A 22,491-nucleotide genomic window follows, 5' to 3' on the forward strand; every position below is an offset into this window, starting at 1 on the left:
TTCCGGAACTGTCTTATTAAATTTTATCATTTCGGGGGAATTTCTTCATTTTTTTCTTTTTTTGGTTTTCCTTTTCCGGCCCTTCTTCCCTGGGGATGGAAAGCCTGATCCCGATCAGGGCTAGAATTACTGCAAAGATAATTGAATATACGAAATACTGAAGGGCCAGTGCCGGGTCTGAAAGGAGGCCAATTATAAGGGCCGCTTCCGATAGGAGGTAAATGCTGGCCCCCCAGAAGAGCAGGCCCGTTGCCAGCACGAAGAGGGAGATTGAAAAACTCCGTCTTACCGGTCTTCCCGCCCTGTTGAGGTCAAAGGCTTTTCCGAGATCTGCGAACAGGACTGCTCCTGCATACCACCAGACCGAGGCGTTGATAAAAACCGAGACCAGAGTCAGGGTCCCATGGTACCAGAACCCTTCCATGGAGTAAAGTGCCCAGACTTCCAGCAGGCCCCGGACGGTTGCCACTACCCCCAGGAGAATGGCTGCGGTATTGGTGATAAAAGTAAGTCTTTGTCTCTGGAAAGTGTCCTTTAAGCGGTTGACCTGAAGGGCAACGGTATCGTCAAGCCCGAAGCCCCGGTAGAGCATATAGAGTCCTACGGCCGCAAGAATTCCAATGACGGCCCCCTCCGGGTAGCGAGCAAGCAGAAAGATCGAGTAAATAAGGAAGGCGAGCCCAATGGGCACAAAAAAGGTCTGGGAGATCTTGGGATCGCTAAATGCGTGTTTCAGTATATAGTAGGTACTTTCCAGGTTTTCGCTCTGCATTACAACAATGCGTTTTACGGAATCGATTTTTATTCTGGACTGCACGATCGGGACAAGGGTCTCGTCCTCGGCCCCGTCCGAGACAAAAACGGCTCCTTCCACCTCATAATCCTCAAGGAAGGCCTCAAGCTTCCGGGCAATCTTCTGGTCAGAGATTACCCCTACGTTTTTGTCCCCGGCAAAGGTGACAATTTCAGCGTCCACTCCCTTTGCCCTCAGTTCATCAAGGACCTTTATTCCCCCAAAGATAGTATTGGTATCCGAATCCTCAGGGTCGGCAATTCCGAGAGCCACCGCTGCTTCAACATTGGCCTCTCTCCCGATTATCGGAGTTGTAAGCTTTGCCTTTTCTCCAAGGTCATCGTCTCTATCTATGCATATAACTAAAGTTTGCATGTTCCTCTATCAATTCGCTGAAGTTGTTATTATGGTTTTTGAAGGAGAGGTATCCTGCTGAGCAGGTTGAAGCCTTGAATTCTGTAAGTTAATTATGTAATAACTTCTTTTAATTTCTTAACTGTTTTGCAAGTTCTTGCTGTAGATTATTTTAAGTCATGTATTATATAATAAATCTGGCTGTGAGAGGCGTTCTCAGTATACTTTTATAATTCCGGCCATCTTATAATAGATTGTATAAAAACAAATTCTGTAGGAAATTTTGTACGGTAAATTCTGTACAGGAAATTTTGTACGGTAAATTTTGTACAGGAAATCGATGCGTTTCATCATATGGGGGTTTTTATAAATGGCAAAATTGATGGAAGAAGTGAAAAAGGGGCCAGAGTCCGTCAGTAAAGGACACAGTCTTCATGACCGGCTTGAAAATTTAAGTGAAGATATCGACTCTCTTGCAAAGAAGACAGGGGCCGAGGCTTCAAAAATTGCAAAAGGCATAAAGGAGGAAATCCACTCGGTAGCAGAAGAAATCAAGGCTATAGATGTTGGAGACGAGATAAAAGACATTACGGACCGGGTTGAAAAGCTGATAGAGTCCACCGGGGAATCGGCGAAAAAGCTTGCCGGAGAGATCAAGGAAGACCTTAAAAATTTAAAGGATAAACTTTAAACACTCAACAGAAAATATTTTCCGGCCTCACCTCACCACAGGAGAGGCCTCCTTATCAAAGGGATTCGTCCGCATGGAAAGGGAGAAGAGGTAGGGATAATTTTCTTTCAGGTATGCCATATAGGAGGCCCATTCGAAGACCAGCAGCCGGTACGCCCTCCTGATGTCGCCCTCAAGATGTTCGAGGTCACTTGCGGGCAGCCCGGCCAGGTCTTCCCTTCTGAGAAGTTCCTCTGTCAGATGGAAGACGGCCCTCAGGAGTTCGGTAAATCTTTCGTGCTCCAGCATTACGGGATTTTCGAGCAGTCGCAGGAGGGAATCGTTTCTTTTTTCCAGAAAGGCCCGGAGGCGTTCCAGGTCTACATTTTCAATTCTGATCATATATTCATAATTCCGGAGTTTTCTGTTTACTTCGGCAAAATCCTTTTCGGTCCAGTCCTTTCTTACGACCAGGTCCTTTCTGATTACCTCAATTCCAGGGTCAAAATCGGAAAAATACGTTAGCAACTGCGTTCCTGTCTGGCTGAAAAATGTCCCGATTACGACATTCAGTTTTTCAATCCTGCTGTTTTTTTCCATGTCATTGAGCAGGCTGTGGATAACCAGTGTGACCAGCAGGACGTTGATGGGGAGAAAAGCCAGGTTTCCGAGAAACATTGTACATATAGTGCCTGAGTCTCCAAGTAGCCGGTATTCTATGAAATATAAAAATCCAGAGGATGCAATCAGCGAGAGGACGAAGATTCTATAGAGTTTTTGGTTGTTCATGCAAACCCATCCAGATAATAATATTTTTAGAGCACATCATTTTTTTGATTCACTGTGGACTTCTTCCACGTCAAACCCGCCCACATGTTCCGAATCGCAGAGAATCCGGCCTTCCATATTCCTTATAAAGACACGGATTGTATAAGTGCTTCCGGCTTTAACATTGGAAACTTCGATAACTATAGGGTTTTTCGGGGAAACGTCCTCGGAAACTTCTTCATTAAATATGAGCAGTGATTTGGCTTCCCTTATCTCATACCTCACCCGGTAGGCCTGAGCAGTCTTATTCGCAGGAATTTCCCTGACAACCATTTTTTCTTCATCGACCTGCACGACCTCTCCAGTGAAAATCTCGTTTTCCGAAATGTCCTCGGTCTGGACGAGCTTTGCCAGGAAGAACGGGGCCTTTTTTACTTCGTCTGTTTCTCCAGCTTCCGACCTTCCTTCTTCTGTTTCTCCGGTATCCGGTTCTTTTTCCTTTCCGGACTTAAACTCTCCTGTAATGATTACCCAGTCACCGTTTTCAATTTCTTCCAGGCCCGCAGAAAGCACCCCTTTTTCATCCCCCAAATCAACTTTTACAGGCACCGTTTTCCCCTCCCAGCTCAGGTTAAAGGAAACGGGTATGGAAGAAGCAGACAGGGGTGTTGAAAGGCCGGAAGTTTTTTCGAGTCCCGATACCGTACCTTAAACAAAAATTTCCGTATCATATACCGGTTTTTCGAGTAAAGCGTCAACACCCATTGAACCGGTGGGAATTCCGAGTTTGTACCTGCTGCCCTGTACATAAACCACATCCACGATTTCCCCTTCCCGCACCGTTAGCTCCACACTTGCAGTGTCAACCACAAAGGGGTCTTTTTCGGAGACCAGATCAAAGCTGAAGACAAACAACCAGCAGTAAGGACAGTCGAGGGCCCGGCTCTCAACAGGAACGGGTTCAGTCAACCCGTATTCCCTGAAGGAGTCCAGGTCCTTTACATAGGATTCGGCAATTCTAAAACTTTCTTCTTTAGACACTTCCTTGAATTGGTTGACACCATCGGGCATGTCATCACTATAATTGTCGGAACTACCCGTGCAGCCGGAAAAACTCGTGAAAAGAATAAAGGTGGTTAAAAGTACCGGGATCAGCAGATATTGATTCATAAAAAGGCCTTCTATTCGTTATTGTCCCTGAGTTATGGAACCTAAATTATTTAAAAATTGTTAAGAGTAGGGGGTCGTCAGTTTATTCCTGATTTCTCGGACGTACTTCCCGTATTTTGTTTTAAAAAAGAGGTCGAAACCCGGGGATTGCCGGAGCTGATTAAGTGTTCCCTCTCAGGAGGGAACTGCCTTTCAACTTTAAATTAAAAAAGAATCAGTCCGCTTGAGCGAAGCGAAAATGAAATATTTTAGTCTGCTTGAACGAGCGCAGCGAGTGAAACGGACCCCGTGCTGTTGCACTTGCAGTGCAACTCCCAGGAAATCTTTGATTTCCTGTGATCCCGAAGCGGAACTCGGGTGCCAAAACAGACTTTATTAATAATATAAGTATTATCTATATTTTTATTCTCTAAGGTAGCCTTTGCGCTCAAGCCATTCTACCTGAGGCCTTGTGTATTTCCAGGTAACATCGGCTTTGCTGTTCTGGATATCCCAGGGGGTTGCAATGACGACATCTCCTTCCCTGATCCACATCCTCTTTTTCTTGGAGCCAGGAATCCTGCCCATGCGGACAACTCCGTCCATGCACCTTAAATGAACCCTTTTTGAGCCTAGCAGGGTCGTGACGGTTGCCAGTACTTCATTTTTGTCTTTGCGAGGGGTGCGTACCCTTGTTACTTCCGGCGTATCCGAGTGGTTTCCGGTTTTGCCCGATCCATTTCTTCTCATTCTCATATTGCTTCTATAATTAGCCAGATTAATACCTCTTGAAAGCTTCTGATTTTCAGGTTTTTGTTTTCAGTTGATTTTTCTTGCTTTTAATTCGTCTCAGGGATGTTTTTATTTTAAAATATTATTATTAATCTTCCCTTTTTGGCCTCTTGCTTCAAGAGACTGAACAAATAAAGCAAGCAAAAAACGCAGTTAAATATCAAATAAGATTTGATGTGAACTGCCACACGATTGAAGTCGTGGGCTTCCTGCTTTTGTTAGCCGAACAGGTTTATCTCAGACAGCAGAAGACTCCTTACTCTAAAACCGAGGTTTAGGGAGGGGGAGTTAACGTCCCTGACGGATAAATGAAACCCGGCATAACAACAAGATGAAATATAATTTAATATTTAAAATAAATATAAAATTTTAAATAATAGATTATATCACTCTTTGTTTTTACTGCTGATACAACAATCATGAAGCTATATAAAATTATCCAACCTTCCGGGCCCAGGCTTTACTTTTTTGGCATCCCGGTTCCCACAAAAACGAGTTTTGTTTCTATGGGCACGACCCCTACCTCACTTAAAGAAACCTCCTTTTTGCTCATATTTATCTGGACCTGTTCCCTGTCAAGCCCGGCCTCAGCCATGTAGTCCATGACAAGCTCCTTCCCCAGCTTTTCCGCATAGGCAAGCGCTTCGAGGTAATTTCCGAACGTTTCCCTCCCGCGCGGAGAAAAGAGCAGGACCAGCCGTTTTTTATCTTTTGTGTAGCTGTTCTTGATAAGGATTTCAACCCGTTTGATCCCTTTTCCCACAAGAGCCCCGACCGCGTTTCCGACCTTCGCGTATTCCGGGACTATGATATCGGCATCCAGGACCCGTTTCAGTTCTTCCGTAAAGGCGACGACAGGCCCCCCGATAAGGACAACCGGAAGTTTTATTTTAAATTGTGAAAACTTATCGGAAAGCAGGACCTTTTCAAGCTCGGAGGCAGGTACATCCTTCTGTATAAACTTCATGAGATACAGTGCCATGTTCCTTGCGACGTCCTTTTTTACCTGCTTACAGATTTCCAGGGAATCCGTATTCATATAACGTTCCAGGAGTTTGGCCCCTGCTCTGGAGGCTTCCGCGTCCCAGGATGTGTATTCGCCCAGGACGTGCAGGGCGTCGGTCGGGGTAAAGCCTATTGCCTGCACCAGGCGTTTTCTTATAAGGGAATCCAGGAGCCGGGGAGAGGGCATTGTATCGAACTTCCAGAAGATATCACTGAGGGAAGTAGGAGTGTCCCCTATCCGGTCCAGGATTTCTTTCTCAAGTTTCCCGATTTCTGCGGCTTCCGCCCCGGTCCTTATAAAAAACTTTGTGGGCTGGATGTTCTCTTCGAGCCGCAGGTTTGCAGGGGTCCGGCCGCTTTTCAGAGATTCCAGGAAACCCGGAAATTTTACCGCAGCCACACAGAGGGGAATGACCCTCCTCGGCCCGATGTTGAGTTTCGCGTTCTTTACCCATATGTGGCTGTCCCCCCCCATCGCGGAAGTTTCCATACGAATGGCCTTGACCTTGGTCTGCCAGCCCCCGACAACCGCCCCTTCGGGACAGAGTTCCGGAAGCCCGTCTTCAATCAGAGAGACGTCCGTACTTGTCCCCCCGACGTCGATTACGGCACATGTCTTCAGGCCCGAGAGGTGAGACGCTCCCACAAGACTTGCGGCCGGCCCCGAAAAGATGGACTCGATAGGTTTTTCCAGGGCCTCGTTGATTCCCACGACCGAGCCATCGCATTTGAGCATGAGCAACCTGCCCACTATCCCTCTCCTCTCGATTTCCCCTTTGATAGACATTATGAAGCGGTTCGCGATCGGGATGAGCTGGGCGTTTAAGTAGGCTGTAACCCCTCTCTCATAAGCCCCGAGGTCCAGAGAAAGTTCGTGTCCACAGACCACAGGAAGGCCGGTAAGTTCCTGGATACGCTTTTTCACCGCCAGTTCATGGACCGGGTTCCGTATACTGAAATAGGAGGAAACCGCAAAGGCCGAGGCCTTATCCCCTACCCGCCGGACAAAAGCCTCAACGGTCTCCATGTCCAGGGGAACGAGTTCCGCCCCGTGGTGGTCGTGTCCCCCTTCCACCACCGTGTAGTACTCCATAGGAACCTTTTCAGGGATCATGTAGTCCCCCACAAGAATCAGTCCCACCGGATACCCTGTATTTTCAAGAATGGTGTTGGTGGCAAGGGTTGTGGATACCGATACGAGTTTTATGTCCCGGAGATATTTCTCGTCCAGCCCGTCGATTGAGTTCCTGATCCCTTCAAGCAGGTCCGGATAGGTCGTAAGGGCCTTGTTTGAGTCCACAACTTTGCCGTCTGAGTCTCTGATGATGATGGAATCGGTATATGTGCCGCCTGCGTCAATGCCCATGCTGTACTGCATTTTAGAAGTCTCCTGAACTGATTATATTATATAAGGGATTTTATTAGAGGATAATGTATAAAATATGTTGTATTTATGGTATCTATTCAGGGTAAGGGTGGCACATTTTCAATCGCCGCATGAAGTGAACTTATAGTAGGTATATTATTCTTTATTAGTGTAGATATGTATCCCCTAATTCTAAAGAAAACGTATCTATTCAGGGTAAGGGTGGCACATTTTCAATCGCCGCATGAAGTGAACTTATAGTAGGTATATTATTCTTTATTAGTGTAGATATGTATCCCCTAATTCTAAAGAAAACATCTGCTCCATGGGGTTTCCTAAAATCTCCCGATATTTTTTGCTGAACTGTTATCATTCTGAGATCTCTTTCTGCTTGGTTGTTACTGAAAGGAACTCTTAGATCCGTAGCAAACCTCAAGATTTCTTTTTCATACTTTGAAAGTCTATCAAGGAGATTTTTTGCATCGCTCTGCGCTTTTCTTCCTCTTTTAACCCCATTGTCTTTCGAGATTTCAGGTGGAGGATTGTCCTCAAATCCTTTCATTAGTATTGACTGATACTTTTCTTTAAAGGTCTTGAGCGTATCTTCATCTATTTGTATGCCCTGTTTTCTGGCAAAGTCTGCGCATTTTTTAATTTCATATAGGAGATCAGACATCTCCTCAGCCCACACTTGCTTGAATATGTTATAAATGTCTTTAAGTTCTCTTTGAATGTGGACATTACATGCCGCATGTTCACATTTGTATTTAAAATAGGGTTTCCAGAAATCGTGGACTATAATTCCTCTATATTTAGGCAACACTCCCATTTTATTCATTGCTTTTGATCCTCGACTCCTATTATGGAAATAGTATGTATATTTTTTTGTAGAGATTAAATGGCAGTATTCCCCTTGACCACCAACGTCGATTCCAGTTTCATCACCATGGATGACATTTTCTTTTATCAGTTGCTTCTTGATGTGGTTTGTAGCACCTTTCAACTTGTGAAATAACTTATTTTCTGCCCTAATTATTGTACCAACGCTTATATCAAATCCAAAGGCATCTTTAAATAATTTCTTGATTCGGTCATAGGGAATCAATTGGTAGTTTCGGAGGTAAATTGCAATTGTTAAAACCATATTGCCATATTGGACAGGTTTTGTAATTGATTTCGGAAAAGCAGCTTTGTTTTTGCGGTTACAATAAGGACATTTTTTGATCTCAGCACGATGTTCGGTCACTTTACGCCTTACAATTATTTCAAATTCTTGTCTCTTCTCGTAATTTATAACTTCAATCTTCTCAATGTTACAACCACAATGTTCACATTTATGTAGCTTATAAATGATTGTTTTATCAGGATTTTTAATCATCCTTAATGTAGAACCAGGATGCCCTTTTTGGCCGCCAGGACGTCTAAAACTTCCTTTTTGTGAACCTTTTGATTGAGGTATTTTATCAGTAGAATTGTTAGTAGAGGGAAGTCGATTTCTTTTTTGGTTTTGGTTATTCTTTTTTAGGCGAGATTCTAACTCATTAAGTCTTTCTCGAAGTTCGGTGTTTTCGGATTCAAGATTTTCATATCGAGATTCAAGCTCTTCGTGTCGAGATCCAAGATCTTCATACCGAGATTCAAGCTCTTCGTGTCGAGATCCAAGATCTTCATACCGAGATCCAAGATCTTCATACCGAGACTCAAGATCCTCAATATATGAAACAATGGATTCAGGGTCTGAACGGCATTGAGTAAGAATCTCTTCACATTTCATAAACCTCATTCCAAAATCCGATGATTTTTATATTAATCTATATGAAAAAAGTAATTGTTGAGTTTATACGAAATATAAGTTAGAAACAGAGGTAGCTGAATAGATACTATTTATGAATATATATTAATTGGCGTCAACTACCCTCACCTACCAGCCTACAACTGTCAAGGAGGGGTAAAGCCCTGCCCCAAGGAAAATATTCAAGAATCTAAAAAGCCCCTATTCTGTACAAAGAAAATTTTGAGGGGCCGGGGTTTTTCCGGATGAAGAAAGGCAAAAAAACAGAGGTAGGTCTCATTAAGGATATCAAAGACAGTACCAGAGATAGCATCGAAGTCGGCAGCAGGCGCATAAATTATGAAATCCTCTACAGCAAAAGGAGGAAAAGAGCAGCCCTGATGGTGCGACCGGACAGAATGGTAGAGTTTCACGCCCCGGCAGGGCTTGAAAAAACCAGAATCCGGGAAATGGTCAGGGACAAAGCCGACTGGATTTTGAAAAAACTCGACTGGTTTGAGGAAAACCGTCACCCTGACCCGACCAAACGTTATGTCCAGGGAGAGGAGTTTCTCTTTCTCGGGGAAGTCTACCACCTCAATATTATAGTAGAGGAGGAATGGAAATCTCAGCACTCCGGTAAAATTCAGCATCCCGGAAATGTTTCCGCGAGGATTAACGACCAGGTCCTTGAGGTCAGCCTAAACAGCCAGGCCCCTGGGGTCAGTCTTTCCAAAAACCTGCCTGAAGACGGCCGGAAGGAACTCGTAAGGGAGGCAGTTTGCCGCTGGTACGCCGAAAGAGCTGTGGAAAAAGTAGGGGAATTTGTGGAACTCTACTCAGAAAAGCTTCGGGTTCCCCCTCCATTCTTCCAGGTAAAATATCAGCGAAAACGCTGGGGAAGCTGTTCCGCAAAAAACGTAATCCGGATCAATTTTCAGCTCCTGATGGCTTCACCCGGCCAGCTTGAATATGTTGTGGTTCATGAACTCTGCCACATAAAGGAAAAAAACCATTCTCCGGCCTTCTGGGCTCTTGTAGAAGAACTCATGCCCGGGTACGGCCCGCACAGGGAGGAACTTAAGAAGGACGGCTGGAAATATGTACTGTAAGCTTTCGGTATTCAGGCAGGTTCTTTTGATCGGCAGGCTCCGGCCCCACACCTGGTAGTGTACATCAATTTACGAACCTTAAAGAAATGTGGTACTGCTCAAATAACCCACATATATTCAGGAGACCTCTACCTTTATATATTAAAACACTCTTGTAGGAAATAGGGCATCCGGTAAAAAACGGTATATAACTAATTTTTAACTCTCTTTTCAACCCCCCAATTTTCCCCCCCACTCCCCATTAACCGGATGCCCTACCCCCCAAACTCTTCTTCAGATGTTCTTATTTTTCAGAGAACTCTTCTTCAGATAGCTAATTCTTCAGAATGCTGGCATGACTCTTCGGATCGTTTCAATCTACACAGTTATAAAAAAATACAGTGCTTCCTAAAAAACCCCAATATCTACAGGACACCTTTAATATTATATACTAAAAAGAATATGTGAGGAGTAGGGCATCTGGAAAAACGGATTCTAAAAAACGGTACAGACTGGTTTTTTACTCTCTTTTCAACCCCCCAATTTCCCCCACTCTCCATTAAACAGATGCCCTACCCCCAAACTCTTTTTAAGATTATCTCCAAACGCTTTTTAAGATCATCTTATTCTTTGGATCGTTCCAAACCACACAGTTATAAAAAAATACAGTGCTTCCTAAAAAACACCAATATCTACAGGACACCTTTAATATTATATACTAAAAAGAATATGTTAGGAGTAGGGCATCTGGAAAAACGGTTATTAAAAAACGGTACAGACTAGTTTTTTACTCTCTTTTCAACCCCCAATTTCCCCCACTCCCCACTAAACAGATGCCCTACCCCCAAACTCTTTTTAAGATATTCTTATTCTTCAGGTATCCTCTGGAAAAACCTGAAATATTTCCTTTTCTTCAAAGCTCGATTAATTCATAATCCCTGCTGCCAAGCCCGATTTTTTCCCCGTACTCAAGCTGCCGGGTCCCGTCGATCTTTTCCCAGACTCCTCTGAACTTGTCCTCTCCCGGCCCGTGATTGCACTGCAGGGACGAGCCCTTGAGGCCTGACTGCCGGTTTACGAGGTCGTAACTTGCCTGGTCGAGGGCCACGGGGTCCATCGAGGCCAGGATTCCTATGTCTGGAACAATCGGAGCATCGCTCCAGGGGACGCAGTCGCAGTCCGGGGTTATGTTGAGGAGAAAATTAATGTAGCCAATCCTGTTTTCCCTGCCCTTTACCGCTCCGTATGCGTATTCGGTCAGGCACTCCAGAAAGACCGGAATGTCGTTTACCCAGTCGAGGTCGATGGCCTCCGAGGGACAGACTTCCATGCACTGCCCGCAGCTTACGCAGATGTTCGGGTCGATCCTGGAAGTCTCACCTTCAAGGGAAGCGGCCCCCACAGGGCAGATCTCAACACATTTCCCGCAGGCAATACACTTTTCTTCAAGCACATGCGGGCTCGTCGGGTAGTGCTGGTCCTTCTTGCCGGCCGCAGGGGCACAGCCCATGGCCAGGTTCTTGATAGCGCCTCCGAAACCTGCCATGATGTGGCCTTTGAAATGAGACATCACAATCATGGAGTCAGCGGCAACGATATCACTCGCTATTTTAACGCTCTTGAAATGTTTCTGCCCGATCTCGACCTCCTCCATGTTCTGGCTTTTGAGCCCGTCGGAAATAATGAGTGGAGCCCCGACCACGGAATAGTCAAAACCGTGCTCTATTGCCGTTTTCAGGTGGTCCACGGCGTTGTGCCTGCTCCCCGAATAAAGGGTGTTCGTGTCTGTAAGGAAAGGCTTTGCCCCGGCCTCGCGGATTTTATCCACCACCTGCCGGACAAAAACGGGGTTGATGTAGCCGTCGTTTCCGTATTCTCCGAAATGCAATTTGATTGCCGTCAGGTCGTCCACCCCCAGTAGATCCACAAAACCTGCGGCCTCGAAAAGCTTCCGGATCCTGACGATCTTGCTCTCCCGGGGGTTTTTAGCCCTCAGGTCCGTAAAATAGACTTTACCTGCCATACAACTACCTCCTTGTGAAAAAATTAAGTTAAATGGGAAAATTAATATGACCATTCCCATTCGGATTCTTCTTCTTTTTTTATTTTTGCTTTGACTTCTTTTGTTTTTTTGCGGTACTCTTCTGCGCTTTCAAACTCCCCTGTATCTTTAAGCAGATTTGCGTAGTTGTTGAAAAACACAAGCTTCCTTTTCAGGATATCGAGGTCTTCAGGGACGGATTTTAAAAGACGTTCGTTTATGGCAAGCGCCTTTTCAAAGCACTCTTTCCCTTTTTCCAGGTCCCCCTTTATGGAATAACTCAGCCCGAGATTATTCAGTATCCCGAAATAAAGGCGGTCGCGCTCAGGGTTTCCGGGGCTGAGTTCATACAGGCTTTCGAGCTTTTCGCGTGCGTATTCGTATTCCAGGATTGTTTCTTCCGGTTTGTCCGCTTCCCTGTATATCTGCCCTACCTGCTCGGCAAAGCTGACAAGCATTTCCAGGATTGAGGAGTTCATCGGGAAGGTGTTATATAATCTCTCAAGGGTCCTGAGCGCAAATTCATAGTATCCCCTTGCAATTCCGGAGTCTTTCTCTTCGAACTCCAGTTGCATAAGGAGGTTTATTCCGTAAAGATAAGCCTTTCTCGCCGCAAGGACTATGATCTCTTCAGCCTCAGAATATTCGGATATTATCTGTTCGAATCTTTCAAGGGCCAGCCTGTGGTATTCCCTGGATTTTTCCTCGTCTTCCAGTTCGAAATACACGCTCGCAAGCTCATAGTAGGTATCTTCAATCTCCAGGTCCCATTCCCTTTCCTGTGGACCGCTCTCCAGAAGCTGGTTTTTGATTTTCAGGGCCTTTTCATACTGCATGACCGCTTTTTCATATTCTTTCTGCGCCCTGTATGCTCCGGCCAGGTCGCTCAGGGTTTCGAGCAGTCCGTGTGAGTAATATTCGTTTTCGGCATCTTCTCCAAAAGCCTTTTCAAATGCCTGGAGGGCCTTTTCGTGGCATTGCAGAGCTGTTTCGGGCTCATATCCGACATAAAGGTCCCCTATCTGGTTCCAGACTTCTGCCTTATATGCTTCCTGAGCGGTTTTATTAAAGTCAACAGGATTGAGTTTATCGTAGATTTCCTGGGCCTTTTCGTAATAGGCCTTTGCTTTCTCAGTTTCAAATTCATCTGCGAAAAGGTCGCCAAGGCTCTGGAAAACATCCGAAATATCATGGATGTGTTCAGGATTATCGGGCTCATCCTCATACCGGTTCAGATAGACCTGAAGTTCGTCTTTGTAGCAGGCTTCCGCATTTACAGGGTCTTCGAGTTCTATAAACTCATCCGCGAGTTCATCAAAAAAGCTGGCAAAAGATTCATCGAGACCAAATAATTCAGAGCTATTATCCAGTACTTTCCTGAACGCTTCTCTTGCCCGGGTATAGTAAGCTCTGGCTTCGTCTTCGTCTTCTTCGGTTTCTGCATTATCTGCTAACATTTTTCCTAAAATTCTTTGCGTGCTTGCAAGGAGCAGGACAAACGGAATGTTTTCGGGCTCATCCTTAAGTCTGTTTTCCAGAAGGTCTGCAGTTTCCTCATAGCACTCCTTTGCTTTTTCTTGATCTTTGAGGGCTACATACAGGGAACCTGTATAATTCCAGGCATAACTCAAGAAATAGAGGGCTTCGAAATTTTTAGGATATTCTTCCAAAATTTTCCCATAAAATTCTATTGCCCGGTTATAAAAACGTCTTGCCTCTTCGAAATATCCAACATCCACACAGTCCTGCCCAATATCCATTAAGGAATTATCGAGTCTGCTGAGAAGTTCGAAAGGTTCATTTTCATCTTCAATTTCGGTTTCATCTTCAAGTCCAGCCCCTATTTCAAGTCCATCCCCAATTACAGCTTTGATTCCAGCTCCAATTTCCCTTCCAATTTCGGGCATATTTTCGAATTCGATTTTGAGCAATTTCTCAATCACATCAAAATTTTTATCAAAAATAGGGATTGATTCATCGACGAACTCCCCAACTATAAAGCATCTTTCTATATTCTCTATTGTTTCCAGGAAAGATCCAAGGTATTCGGGATTTTTCGGGTCGGATTCCAATAATTTCTCAAATACCAGGACCGCTTTTTCAAAGGTCTCTTTTATCGGATAGACATAATCTTTTACTTCATCGAAGTCTTCCATATCCGAAAGGCCCTCTGCGATCATTCCAATCATATTGCCTATAATTTCCTGGTACTCTTCCTTTTCCGGTTCAAGCGAAAAGAGGTCCACGGCAATGTCCAGACCCTTTCTAAAGTATGCAAGTGCCTCCCCTGTTTCCTCGCTTCTGTACTTCACAAAACCTCTCATAAGCAGGGAATGGTATGTAATTTCACGGTCCCTTATCTTTTCCGCGATCCTTTCGGCCTTGTCCAGTTTTTCAAGGGCCTTTTTATATCGTTCTTTTTCGATATCTTCGGACGCTTTTCCTATTAATCTATAAGCTGAATCTCTTAACATCCTTGACATAAGGATAGCATAGGCCCTTCAATATATATAATTAAAGGGCCAGGAACTAAATATATTAAAAATGCCGGTTAAATAAGGGCTGAATAGATAAAAAAACCTGTTTGGAGCTTTATTATAAAAAAAAGTTATTATTGTCCACCCACTTTTTCCAAGCCCTCTTCCTTCAAAAAAGACTCAATTAACTTTCTGGAGATGCTGATCTTCCCCGGCAGGACAGGAAGTTCTTCCACTGAAAACCAGTCAGCGGCCTCGATCTCGACTCCATCGGGCTTGATTTCCCCGCTTTCATATTCTGCGGTAAACCCTATCATGAGCGAATTTGGAAACGGCCAGGCCTGGGTCCCGAAATAGCTTATGTTTTTTACTTTGACCCCTACTTCTTCCCCGACTTCCCGGGCAACTGCGGCCTCGGCCGACTCTCCCGGCTCGATAAAACCCGCAACAAGACTATAGAGCCCGACCGGAAAGTTAGGGGACCTGGCAAGTAAAATTTCCCGCTCCTTCTTTATGAGCACGATGATCGCAGGCGAGATCCTCGGGAAAAACAACTCCCCGCAGTTCGGGCATTTTTTACCCCTTTCTCCGGGAAGGCGCTCTGTCTTTGTCCCGCAGCGGCTACAGTACTGGTTGGTCCGGTCCCATTCCATGACCTGGACGGCCTTGTTCGCAAGGGAAAAGCAGCCATTCCCCAGTAGCTCATGGGCCTTTCGGAGGTCCAGAAACACCATCCCTTCGGGGGCCTCGGCTGCCTCCTCAAGCTCTAGGGAGTAGCAGTGCAGCCCCCCAAGGTCTCCGAGATATTGCTCCCTTACAACCGGCAGGTTGAGCTCCCCGAAGTCCCTTAACTTCGGGACGGCCAGAGGGTTGTTCTCCTTTCGAAGTAGCAGGTCCCGACCCCGGAACGCAAACCAGAGGGCAGACGCGGTCCGGTTGGAAGGTGGTTCAAGGCCGATTATGAATCTTGAAATCTTATCCCTGTGTGTGGGGTCCATATTGGTTATAGATTTCTTATTCTTCCTATATTACCTTATTACCGTTTTTTGAACATTATGGTATTTTTTACATAATATGCAGGTCCGATACGATTCCTCCAACGTGCGAAATCAGAACAATTTGTTAAAATAATCCCGAATAGCGGTTCTGGGGTGGTCCATTTGTATTCGGTTGGTGTTATTTTAAATAATCGGAATAGAGCCTTTGGCTCCTTTTGTCCATTTTTTGCTGCGACCGGAACCAACCTGCACCCAGAGTCCAAAAACACAGGCAAAAGACAAATTGGATATTTCACCATGAAAACATCAACCATTCAGCACTGGACGACCGACGACCAAAAAATTAATTCTGCCGGAAAATTGCGTTCCTGTTCATACAATATTATTGGAAAATTGGGACTAAGGGGAAATAAAAAAAGCTTAATTATATCTCAAATCGGCCCATAATATCCGTAATCCAGTTTAATGTGGTGTCTGATATGAGCCTGATATCTTTTGACCCGGAAAAGTGTACAGCCTGTGGGACCTGTTCGGAGATCTGTCCCATGCATATTATCATGCCCGGAGAGGACGGAGGGGCCCCCTCTGTTCCACCAGAAAATGAACCGTTTTGCGCTCGCTGTGGCCACTGCGAAGCTATCTGCCCGGCAGACGCTATCCAGGGAAATTATAAGACTTATCCTCCGGAAAACAATCTTTCCGACACCGAACAGATCAGCCCGGAAGTGCTCAAAAAGTATACCCAGAGCAGGCGCTCGATTAGGGTCTTTAAGGATAAACCGGTTGAAAGGGAGAAGCTTGAAGAAATTCTGGAAACGGTGCGTTTTGCCCCTTCAGGTATGAACGTCCAGCCCGTAAAGTGGCTTGTAATAAACGATGCCGTAAAGGTCAAAAAGCTGGCAGACCTCGCAATCGACTGGATGCGTCTGATGGCCGAAAAGGACACAGACCACCCGCTAAAACAGGTTTTACCCGCCCTCATTGCTCACCGGGATGCCGGACACGATCCGATCTGTCGTGGGGCCCCCTGCCTTGTATATGCCTATGCCGAAAACGAACTTGCGTATACCGACAGCATAATTGCCCTGAGTACTTTTGACCTGATGGCCCCCTCCTTCGACCTGGGCACCTGCTGGGCCGGACTTTTACAGATCGCTACCCTGATGTATCAACCCCTGAAAGAAGCCCTGGAGCTCCCCGAAGGAAACATTCCGCAGTATGCACTGATGGTCGGGTATCCGGAATATCAGTTCAGGAGGATTCCCGGAAGAAAACAGGCCGATGTAATCTGGAAATAACCCTCTGGAGCTGATCCGAAACCGCCTGGCCTGAAAAACAGTACCCAAATCTCAAATGTACTGCCAGATTAAGGCTAATAAGCACAGTACTTCCGGAAAAGAGGGCGAAAAAACATTATTTATCTACTTTTATATAATATCAAGTATTATTAGAGGATAAGGGCATCTGAGAAAAGCTTTTTTTCTCATATATTTTCCTCCAAACTACTTTACCCCCCACAACATCCCTCAAAAATCAGATGCCCAACCCCCCATATTACTTCTTTTTTTATAATCGTGCTCCACAATGCTTACAGAATTTAGCGTCAATGTCATGCCCCTCAAAACTGCAATTTTGACACACCCTTCCTTTGGAGTATTTGCTTGCATAAGTAAGCTCAGATGTGATAATACCTGTCGGAACCGCTATGATACTGTAACCTGTTATCATGACGAGTGACGCCAGGGCCTGACCGAGATTCGTCTCAGGGACAATGTCTCCGTATCCTACGGTTGTAAGGGTTATGATTGCCCAGTAGATACTCCGGGGTATGCTGGTAAACCCGCTCTCTGCCCCTTCAATAACGTACATCAGAGAACCTAATATTATCACCAGGGTCAAAACAGTAAATAGGAACAGGGTTATTTTTCGCTGGCTTGCACGTAAAGCTCTTATCAATATATCAGCTTCACCCATATATTGAGCAAGTTTGAGCACCCTGAAAACCCTGAGTAATCGTAAACTCCGGATCACCACCAGATACTGGCTACCTGGCAAGAGCAGGCTAAGATATGTCGGGATAATTGCCAGCAGGTCTATGATACCAAAAAAACTTGTGGCGTATCGGGTGGGCCGACCAACACAGATCAGGCGCAAAAGATATTCCAGTGTGAATAGTATCGTAAAAATCCATTCCAGGGTATAGAACAAATCGCCATATATAGCCGCGATACTACTTACGCTATCAAGCATAACAATAATAATGCTCAGCAGGATGCTAAGAATCAGGACTTCATCAAAAAATTTGCCAGCTGGTGTGTCTGCTTCAAATATTATTGTATATAAGGTGTTTCGCCAATTATTATCAGGTGGCCTATTTAGTGGGTTATTTTTTACTGAAACAGCCATTGTTAACATCCACGCAGCAAGAGTTTGATATGCAATTTAAGTTTTCGAAGCTGCGCTTATGATGCAGCATCTTTCAAAACAGTTACGTCTACCTATGCTTTAAAAGGTAATGCTATGAAAAGTTCTAATTATACTCGTTCAGGATTATAAATCCGAATTATATGTAATGAATTCATATATACATCAATGAAAAAAGGACAACGACTTTACAGGATAAAACTCACCCCCGAAGAGAGGCAACAGTTACTGGAGTTAGAAAAAACAACAGCTAACAAGAAACCTTACAAAAGAATTTTGGCAATTAAAATGCTTGATGAAAACAAGAAAAACAAAGAAGTTGCCGAAAGTTTGTCTATTTGTATTGATACAATTACTGATTGGGTAGAGATTTATCGAAAAGATGGTATTGAAGGTTTAGTTAATTTTCAATATAAGGGAAGGCCTTCGAAGTTAAGCGCCGAGCAAATCTCAAAAATTAAAGAAGAGGTTAATAAAGGATCATTTGCTGTTGCAGCGGATATACAGCATTACATTGCGGAAAATTTTGGAGTGGAGTATAGTGTAAAATATATCTCAGAATTGGCAAAAAAAATAGGATTATCTTACAAAAAAACGAAATCAATTCCTGGGAAAGCACCATCAATAAACACTCAAAAAAAACGATACATGAAATAACAAATCTTCTTGAAAGCGATTCTATTGTATTGTTCTTTGATCCATGCCATATGATACATAATCTTGTACCTGCAAGAATGTGGCAACTAAGAGGAAGAAAAAGAACCATTAAGATGAAAACAAATACGGGAAGACGAAGAATTAGTATTCTTGGTGCTCTCGATATTCTGGATTTATCAGTAATATCAACAATTACAGAAGAAAATTGCAATTCGGAAAGAGTAGTGGAGTTTTTTGCAAAAATAAGAGACATTTATCCAGACAAAAAAATAGTCATAATATTGGATAATGCACGCTATAACCATGCAAAATTCACAACCAAGTATGCCGAATGGTACAATATTGAACTATATTTCTTGCCTCCATATTCACCGAATTTAAATATAATTGAAAGGTTGTGGCGGTTTACCAAAAAGGAATTGGTAAACAATAAATATTATGAAAATTTTGAGAAGTTTTCAGGTAAAGTTAAAAGTTTCTTTGAAAACATTAATCAATATGAATCTGAATTGAAACAATTATTGACACTAAAATTCGAAATAATATAACTGAGTGAGTATAGTATCACAAACAATCATGAATTTATGATATAAACTGTTCTTTGTATAGGGGGTTAACACTAACAGGGTGAAGCACAACACCCTCTATCCCCTCTGCAAAGGCATTAGGGACTGCTTTTCTAATCATGTTGTATGCTGCATTTACATCAGCATTAAGGAGAACTCCGGTAGCACTCCGGAAAAGTCCTCTTTTTACCCGTTTTCCAATATATTTGTCCCGGTGCTCCATTGGTTCATTATCAAGGAAAGAGCATTTGCTTGTATAGGACTCTTCGATCCTTTCAACTGAAATTCCAACTTCCTCGGCCTTGTACTCGACCATTGAAATAAGAGTACTGTGGGGAATCTGAGCAAACTTCTGGTTATTTTTTTTGCCCATGTTGGATTTTTGTTTCCAGAACGGGTTACTTCCTATGACAATTTTCTCCACTTTCATCTCCTGAGCATAGTCTATTATTGCCCTGCTAAGTTTGTGAAGTGTGTCTTTAATCCTTGAGTTTCGTTTGTGGGTAAGGACTTCTATTTTCTTACCGGTTTTGAGCCCGTGGGACTCATAAATGCTCTGGAGCTTTGCTCTTTCTTTGTTGTAAAACTGGTTTACGGACTTGGCAACTCCGCCCTTAACAATAATTGGAACTTCACCAAAATTGTTTCCAATGGTTACGAGGTTGACAACTCCCAGGTCAATTCCCAGGACTCTTCCAGAATTAATGGGTTCAGGTTCTTCTATTTCGGTTTCAAAAACGATTTCACAGGTGTACCCTACGTGTTTTGGAATGATCCTGACTTCTCTTAAATTTATATCATCAGAAAGTCTTGTCTGGATGGACAATGGAACTACTCTGGGAAACTTGAGTTTTCCGTCTTTAATCCTGACCTGCTGATTGGTAAAAACTAACAGGAACTCTCCATCTTTTTCTTTGTAGTAAGGGGGTTTCGGTTTTCCTGTGAAAAGTTCGGGATTCTTTTTGAAAGCTTTCATAGCTTCAAAAAAAGATTTCCAGTTACTGTCAAGCATTTTTAGAGTCTGTTGAGCAGTTTGGGCCGGAAGCTCTTTGTAAGGCTCCGAATCCTTTACGAGTTTATAGAGTTCTCTGTACCTTATCCATTTCTTGTTTTTGAAAAACTCCTGTCTAACTATGTAGCTTGCAAAGTTATACAGGTTTTTGGATTTATGGCACAAATCACCAATTTCATTGGAACGAAATTGTATTTGCTCAACACGCTTAACCATCACTTTGATTCGACCCCAACTTTATACTATATTCTCCTCTTTTACTATAATGCTTGTGGAATAGCAGTGAAGCATTGAAATTATCTCGTCAAATTTAACTCTGATTTCTCCTTGTTTTACGTACATGGTGTAACGTTATCCTTGTGATTTTAAGAAAGCTTAGAACTCACTCAGCTTATATGTGACACAATATATATTATTATTTGTATACTATATATGATTATTATATGGAATTGGGCACTATATGTATTTTCTTGCAGTGAGTTTAATGTAATAGATGAAAGGCGACCCCGTGGACATTCCATTTCATTCCATTCTCTTTTTCAGGCCTGAAAAAACAGCGCCCCGATGTCAAAGGCACTGCCGGATTAAGGACGATAAGCACAGTACTTCCGGAAAATGAAGTAAACAAACATCATTTCTTTAATTTTATATAATATTGGGCATTATTATAGAGTAAGGGCATCTGAGAAAAGCTTTTTTTCTCATGTATTTTCCTCCAAACAACTTTCCCACCACCCATCAACACCACCTCCTAAAATCAGATACCCTCCCCCACCTTTATTCAGCCTTTTTTCCTAATCGAGAAAGCCTTCCCAGAGGCATTTACAACCCCTTAGTCGGTCCCGTAAACAAGCGACCTGACTTTCCAATATCTGGGAGTTACTTTTAATCCAGCACGACATCTCCCACTTTTATCTCAAGGATTTCTCCCACAAACATGATAATTATCTCCTTCCGGCAGAATACCCCCACTCTAAAACTTTCGCCTGAGGCTCATGTTAAGGAGAAGATTTTGACTCCCTGACAACACGCAGGCTGTACCTGGTCTCGGCCTTGTACATGCCCTCAAGCTCTTCATTTTTCAGGATTCCCCCTGCCAGAAGTTTGCTCATTGCCTTTCGGTCAACAGCCTCAACCTGGTCCCAGAGGTCTTTTTGCAGCAGAAAAAGTTTCAATTTCTTAAGGTTCCAGTTCCGCCATTCAGTCTTCTGCCGCCTTAGCTTGACATCCCCTATCCTTAGCAGGTCAATATCCTTTTCCGCGCAGATGTTCAGGAGATGTCCCCTTAATTCTTCTCTTCTCTTTTCCAGAAGCCTGATCGTGGAAACCAGGTCCTCATACTCAAGCACGATGTCGGAAAGGGCCATTTCCTCAGAGGCCTGTCGGTTGATTTCGATATCCATATCCTCTACTCCTTTCAATTAGTTGCCATCTGAATATTATTAAGGTTTTCTGGCAGCTTCCACCGGTCATTGGAAAATCGTTTTTTCGAATGCTTCTCAATCAGCCAGACCTTTTCGGAAACTTTTATTGACAAAAAGATTAATGTATTGAATAAAGTCAGAAAGAAAAGGTTGTAATAAGAAAAATACGCTTTTCAATTATTTCTTTATTTCTTTATTTCTTTCTTTCACGAAACTTCAGTCCATAAGGTAGTCCCGATGAATCCCGAAGAGAATTCAGAGAATTCAGAAAAAGGAACCGAAGAAGCTCCCCTCCTCTCCCCGACCGAATTTCTGAACAAAGAAAAATCAAAACAGGCCCTTCTGGCTCTTCTCCCTGAGGTGGAAGCCCTCTTTGAGTCCGAACCCGCCGTGCTCAGGCCCGACGCGGACCCTGTCCTCCTTATAGGAGACATCCACGGGGACCTGGAAGCCCTCGAATTTGTCCTGGAAAAAAGGGACGAAATGGGGATTGAACACATACTTTTTCTCGGGGATTACGTGGACAGGGGGCCAAAAGGAGTCGAGGTTCTGCTTGAACTTTTCCGCCTCAAGCTCAGGGAACCTGAAAATGTCCTCCTGCTCAGAGGAAACCATGAGACCGTGGAGATGAACCTGTACTACGGCTTTTTCCAGGAAACAGGTTTTGATGAGCAATTCCTCCAAAAAATTACCCGAACCTTCGAACTCATGCCAGTTGCAGCCGTGCTCCGGGGCGGGACTTTCTGTGTACACGGGGGCCTTCCGGGCCCGGAACCTTTGGAGAACATTACAAAAAAAGAGCCATTTTCCTACCTCTGGAATGACCCCTCGGAAAGGCCCGGACTCACGCCTTCGAGAAGGGGCTCCACGGTGAACGAATTCGGGCCGGACGTGGTTGAGGAATTCCTGCGAATCAATGAGCTGAATATAATCGTAAGGGGGCACACGGCCCTTGCGAGAGGTTACGAATGGTGGTTCGATGAAAAACTCCTTTCCCTTTTTTCCTGCCCCGATTATGTGGGTATGAAAAACAATGGGGCCTTTGCCCTGCACCGGGAAGGAAAAATCGAGATATATTCATTCGGCCATTCAAAAATTGGGGATGAATCTGAATTCTAAAAAATTAAAATCAG

19 protein-coding genes are annotated in these 22,491 nt (G+C 43.9%); 6 read left to right on the forward strand and 13 right to left on the reverse strand.

Features of this window, described 5'->3' with window-relative positions; translation table 11 throughout:
• Window positions 1–16: 16 nt before the first annotated feature.
• Complete coding sequence (locus ACZ5QV_RS00490; RefSeq protein WP_464600738.1) at window positions 17–1,168, reverse strand: DUF373 family protein; 1,152 nt, start codon at window positions 1,166–1,168, stop codon at window positions 17–19.
• A 349-nt stretch (window positions 1,169–1,517) separates the two neighbouring features.
• Between ACZ5QV_RS00490 and ACZ5QV_RS00495 the strand changes: the two genes are divergently transcribed.
• Window positions 1,518–1,838, forward strand: a complete 321-nt coding sequence (locus tag ACZ5QV_RS00495) for a hypothetical protein (RefSeq protein ID WP_464600739.1) — start codon at window positions 1,518–1,520, stop codon at window positions 1,836–1,838.
• Between the two features lie 27 nt (window positions 1,839–1,865).
• On the opposite strand, the gene ACZ5QV_RS00500 is transcribed toward ACZ5QV_RS00495, so the two are convergent.
• The 6 genes from ACZ5QV_RS00500 to tnpC all read right to left on the reverse strand — a co-directional run bounded on the left by ACZ5QV_RS00500 (window position 1,866) and on the right by tnpC (window position 8,671).
• Window positions 1,866–2,606, reverse strand: coding sequence for a hypothetical protein (locus ACZ5QV_RS00500; protein WP_464600740.1), 741 nt, complete (start codon window positions 2,604–2,606; stop codon window positions 1,866–1,868).
• Between the two features lie 36 nt (window positions 2,607–2,642).
• Entirely contained in the window at window positions 2,643–3,194 is a 552-nt protein-coding gene (locus tag ACZ5QV_RS00505; RefSeq protein ID WP_464600741.1) for a hypothetical protein, read from the reverse strand.
• A 99-nt stretch (window positions 3,195–3,293) separates the two neighbouring features.
• Window positions 3,294–3,755, reverse strand: coding sequence for a hypothetical protein (locus ACZ5QV_RS00510; protein ID WP_464600742.1), 462 nt, complete (start codon window positions 3,753–3,755; stop codon window positions 3,294–3,296).
• A gap of 402 nt (window positions 3,756–4,157) precedes the next feature.
• Entirely contained in the window at window positions 4,158–4,490 is a 333-nt protein-coding gene (gene eif1A, locus ACZ5QV_RS00515) for a translation initiation factor eIF-1A (protein WP_464600743.1), read from the reverse strand.
• A gap of 496 nt (window positions 4,491–4,986) precedes the next feature.
• Window positions 4,987–6,909, reverse strand: coding sequence for a hydantoinase/oxoprolinase family protein (locus ACZ5QV_RS00520; RefSeq protein WP_464600744.1), 1,923 nt, complete (start codon window positions 6,907–6,909; stop codon window positions 4,987–4,989).
• A gap of 199 nt (window positions 6,910–7,108) precedes the next feature.
• On the reverse strand, window positions 7,109–8,671 hold the full coding sequence (gene tnpC, locus ACZ5QV_RS00525) for an IS66 family transposase (RefSeq protein ID WP_464599444.1): 1,563 nt from the start codon (window positions 8,669–8,671) through the stop codon (window positions 7,109–7,111).
• 263 nt (window positions 8,672–8,934) lie between these two features.
• On the opposite strand from tnpC, the gene ACZ5QV_RS00530 reads away from it, so the two are divergent.
• The gene (locus ACZ5QV_RS00530; RefSeq protein ID WP_464600745.1) at window positions 8,935–9,780 is read left to right on the forward strand and encodes a M48 family metallopeptidase; all 846 of its coding nucleotides are present in this window, start codon (window positions 8,935–8,937) and stop codon (window positions 9,778–9,780) included.
• A gap of 892 nt (window positions 9,781–10,672) precedes the next feature.
• Here the strand turns inward: ACZ5QV_RS00530 and ACZ5QV_RS00535 are convergent.
• The 3 genes from ACZ5QV_RS00535 to nudC all read right to left on the reverse strand — a co-directional run bounded on the left by ACZ5QV_RS00535 (window position 10,673) and on the right by nudC (window position 15,275).
• The gene (locus tag ACZ5QV_RS00535) at window positions 10,673–11,782 is read right to left on the reverse strand and encodes a DUF362 domain-containing protein (protein WP_464600746.1); all 1,110 of its coding nucleotides are present in this window, start codon (window positions 11,780–11,782) and stop codon (window positions 10,673–10,675) included.
• Between the two features lie 41 nt (window positions 11,783–11,823).
• Window positions 11,824–14,283: a tetratricopeptide repeat protein gene (locus ACZ5QV_RS00540; protein WP_464600747.1), complete on the reverse strand. Its 2,460-nt coding sequence runs from the start codon at window positions 14,281–14,283 to the stop codon at window positions 11,824–11,826.
• Between the two features lie 128 nt (window positions 14,284–14,411).
• Complete coding sequence (gene nudC, locus ACZ5QV_RS00545) at window positions 14,412–15,275, reverse strand: NAD(+) diphosphatase (RefSeq protein WP_464600748.1); 864 nt, start codon at window positions 15,273–15,275, stop codon at window positions 14,412–14,414.
• A 479-nt stretch (window positions 15,276–15,754) separates the two neighbouring features.
• Here nudC and ACZ5QV_RS00550 point away from each other — a divergent pair, with 479 nt between their 5' ends.
• Window positions 15,755–16,573: a nitroreductase family protein gene (locus tag ACZ5QV_RS00550; RefSeq protein WP_464600749.1), complete on the forward strand. Its 819-nt coding sequence runs from the start codon at window positions 15,755–15,757 to the stop codon at window positions 16,571–16,573.
• A gap of 268 nt (window positions 16,574–16,841) precedes the next feature.
• On the opposite strand, the gene ACZ5QV_RS00555 is transcribed toward ACZ5QV_RS00550, so the two are convergent.
• Complete coding sequence (locus ACZ5QV_RS00555) at window positions 16,842–17,681, reverse strand: ion transporter (RefSeq protein WP_464600750.1); 840 nt, start codon at window positions 17,679–17,681, stop codon at window positions 16,842–16,844.
• A gap of 186 nt (window positions 17,682–17,867) precedes the next feature.
• On the opposite strand from ACZ5QV_RS00555, the gene ACZ5QV_RS00560 reads away from it, so the two are divergent.
• On the forward strand, window positions 17,868–18,356 hold the full coding sequence (locus ACZ5QV_RS00560; RefSeq protein ID WP_464600751.1) for a helix-turn-helix domain-containing protein: 489 nt from the start codon (window positions 17,868–17,870) through the stop codon (window positions 18,354–18,356).
• A 23-nt stretch (window positions 18,357–18,379) separates the two neighbouring features.
• Window positions 18,380–18,904 (forward strand): IS630 family transposase, encoded by a 525-nt coding sequence (locus tag ACZ5QV_RS00565; protein ID WP_464602039.1) that lies wholly within the window; start codon window positions 18,380–18,382, stop codon window positions 18,902–18,904.
• Window positions 18,905–18,938: 34 nt separating this feature from the next.
• Here ACZ5QV_RS00565 and ACZ5QV_RS00570 read toward each other — a convergent pair whose 3' ends face one another.
• Window positions 18,939–20,150, reverse strand: a complete 1,212-nt coding sequence (locus ACZ5QV_RS00570) for an RNA-guided endonuclease InsQ/TnpB family protein (protein ID WP_464600752.1) — start codon at window positions 20,148–20,150, stop codon at window positions 18,939–18,941.
• Between the two features lie 782 nt (window positions 20,151–20,932).
• A complete protein-coding gene (locus ACZ5QV_RS00575; RefSeq protein WP_464600753.1) occupies window positions 20,933–21,337 on the reverse strand; it encodes a hypothetical protein in 405 nt (134 codons plus the stop codon).
• A gap of 258 nt (window positions 21,338–21,595) precedes the next feature.
• Between ACZ5QV_RS00575 and ACZ5QV_RS00580 the strand changes: the two genes are divergently transcribed.
• Window positions 21,596–22,477, forward strand: a complete 882-nt coding sequence (locus ACZ5QV_RS00580; protein WP_464600754.1) for a metallophosphoesterase — start codon at window positions 21,596–21,598, stop codon at window positions 22,475–22,477.
• Window positions 22,478–22,491 lie beyond the last annotated feature (14 nt).

It is taken from the genome of Methanosarcina baltica (assembly GCF_055394095.1).

What these genes read in the sequence shown, in the direction of transcription:
- nudC (WP_464600748.1), bottom strand. Translation starts at nt 15,275, where the DNA reads ATGGACCCCACACACAGGGATAAGATTTCAAGATTCATAATCGGCCTT.
- ACZ5QV_RS00560 (WP_464600751.1), top strand. Translation starts at nt 17,868, where the DNA reads ATGAAAAAAGGACAACGACTTTACAGGATAAAACTCACCCCCGAAGAG.
- ACZ5QV_RS00540 (WP_464600747.1), bottom strand. Translation starts at nt 14,283, where the DNA reads ATGTCAAGGATGTTAAGAGATTCAGCTTATAGATTAATAGGAAAAGCG.
- ACZ5QV_RS00495 (WP_464600739.1), top strand. Translation starts at nt 1,518, where the DNA reads ATGGCAAAATTGATGGAAGAAGTGAAAAAGGGGCCAGAGTCCGTCAGT.
- tnpC (WP_464599444.1), bottom strand. Translation starts at nt 8,671, where the DNA reads ATGAAATGTGAAGAGATTCTTACTCAATGCCGTTCAGACCCTGAATCC.
- ACZ5QV_RS00500 (WP_464600740.1), bottom strand. Translation starts at nt 2,606, where the DNA reads ATGAACAACCAAAAACTCTATAGAATCTTCGTCCTCTCGCTGATTGCA.
- ACZ5QV_RS00520 (WP_464600744.1), bottom strand. Translation starts at nt 6,909, where the DNA reads ATGCAGTACAGCATGGGCATTGACGCAGGCGGCACATATACCGATTCC.
- eif1A (WP_464600743.1), bottom strand. Translation starts at nt 4,490, where the DNA reads ATGAGAATGAGAAGAAATGGATCGGGCAAAACCGGAAACCACTCGGAT.
- ACZ5QV_RS00490 (WP_464600738.1), bottom strand. Translation starts at nt 1,168, where the DNA reads ATGCAAACTTTAGTTATATGCATAGATAGAGACGATGACCTTGGAGAA.
- ACZ5QV_RS00550 (WP_464600749.1), top strand. Translation starts at nt 15,755, where the DNA reads ATGAGCCTGATATCTTTTGACCCGGAAAAGTGTACAGCCTGTGGGACC.
- ACZ5QV_RS00510 (WP_464600742.1), bottom strand. Translation starts at nt 3,755, where the DNA reads ATGAATCAATATCTGCTGATCCCGGTACTTTTAACCACCTTTATTCTT.
- ACZ5QV_RS00530 (WP_464600745.1), top strand. Translation starts at nt 8,935, where the DNA reads ATGAAGAAAGGCAAAAAAACAGAGGTAGGTCTCATTAAGGATATCAAA.
- ACZ5QV_RS00575 (WP_464600753.1), bottom strand. Translation starts at nt 21,337, where the DNA reads ATGGATATCGAAATCAACCGACAGGCCTCTGAGGAAATGGCCCTTTCC.
- ACZ5QV_RS00555 (WP_464600750.1), bottom strand. Translation starts at nt 17,681, where the DNA reads ATGGCTGTTTCAGTAAAAAATAACCCACTAAATAGGCCACCTGATAAT.
- ACZ5QV_RS00570 (WP_464600752.1), bottom strand. Translation starts at nt 20,150, where the DNA reads ATGGTTAAGCGTGTTGAGCAAATACAATTTCGTTCCAATGAAATTGGT.
- ACZ5QV_RS00580 (WP_464600754.1), top strand. Translation starts at nt 21,596, where the DNA reads ATGAATCCCGAAGAGAATTCAGAGAATTCAGAAAAAGGAACCGAAGAA.
- ACZ5QV_RS00535 (WP_464600746.1), bottom strand. Translation starts at nt 11,782, where the DNA reads ATGGCAGGTAAAGTCTATTTTACGGACCTGAGGGCTAAAAACCCCCGG.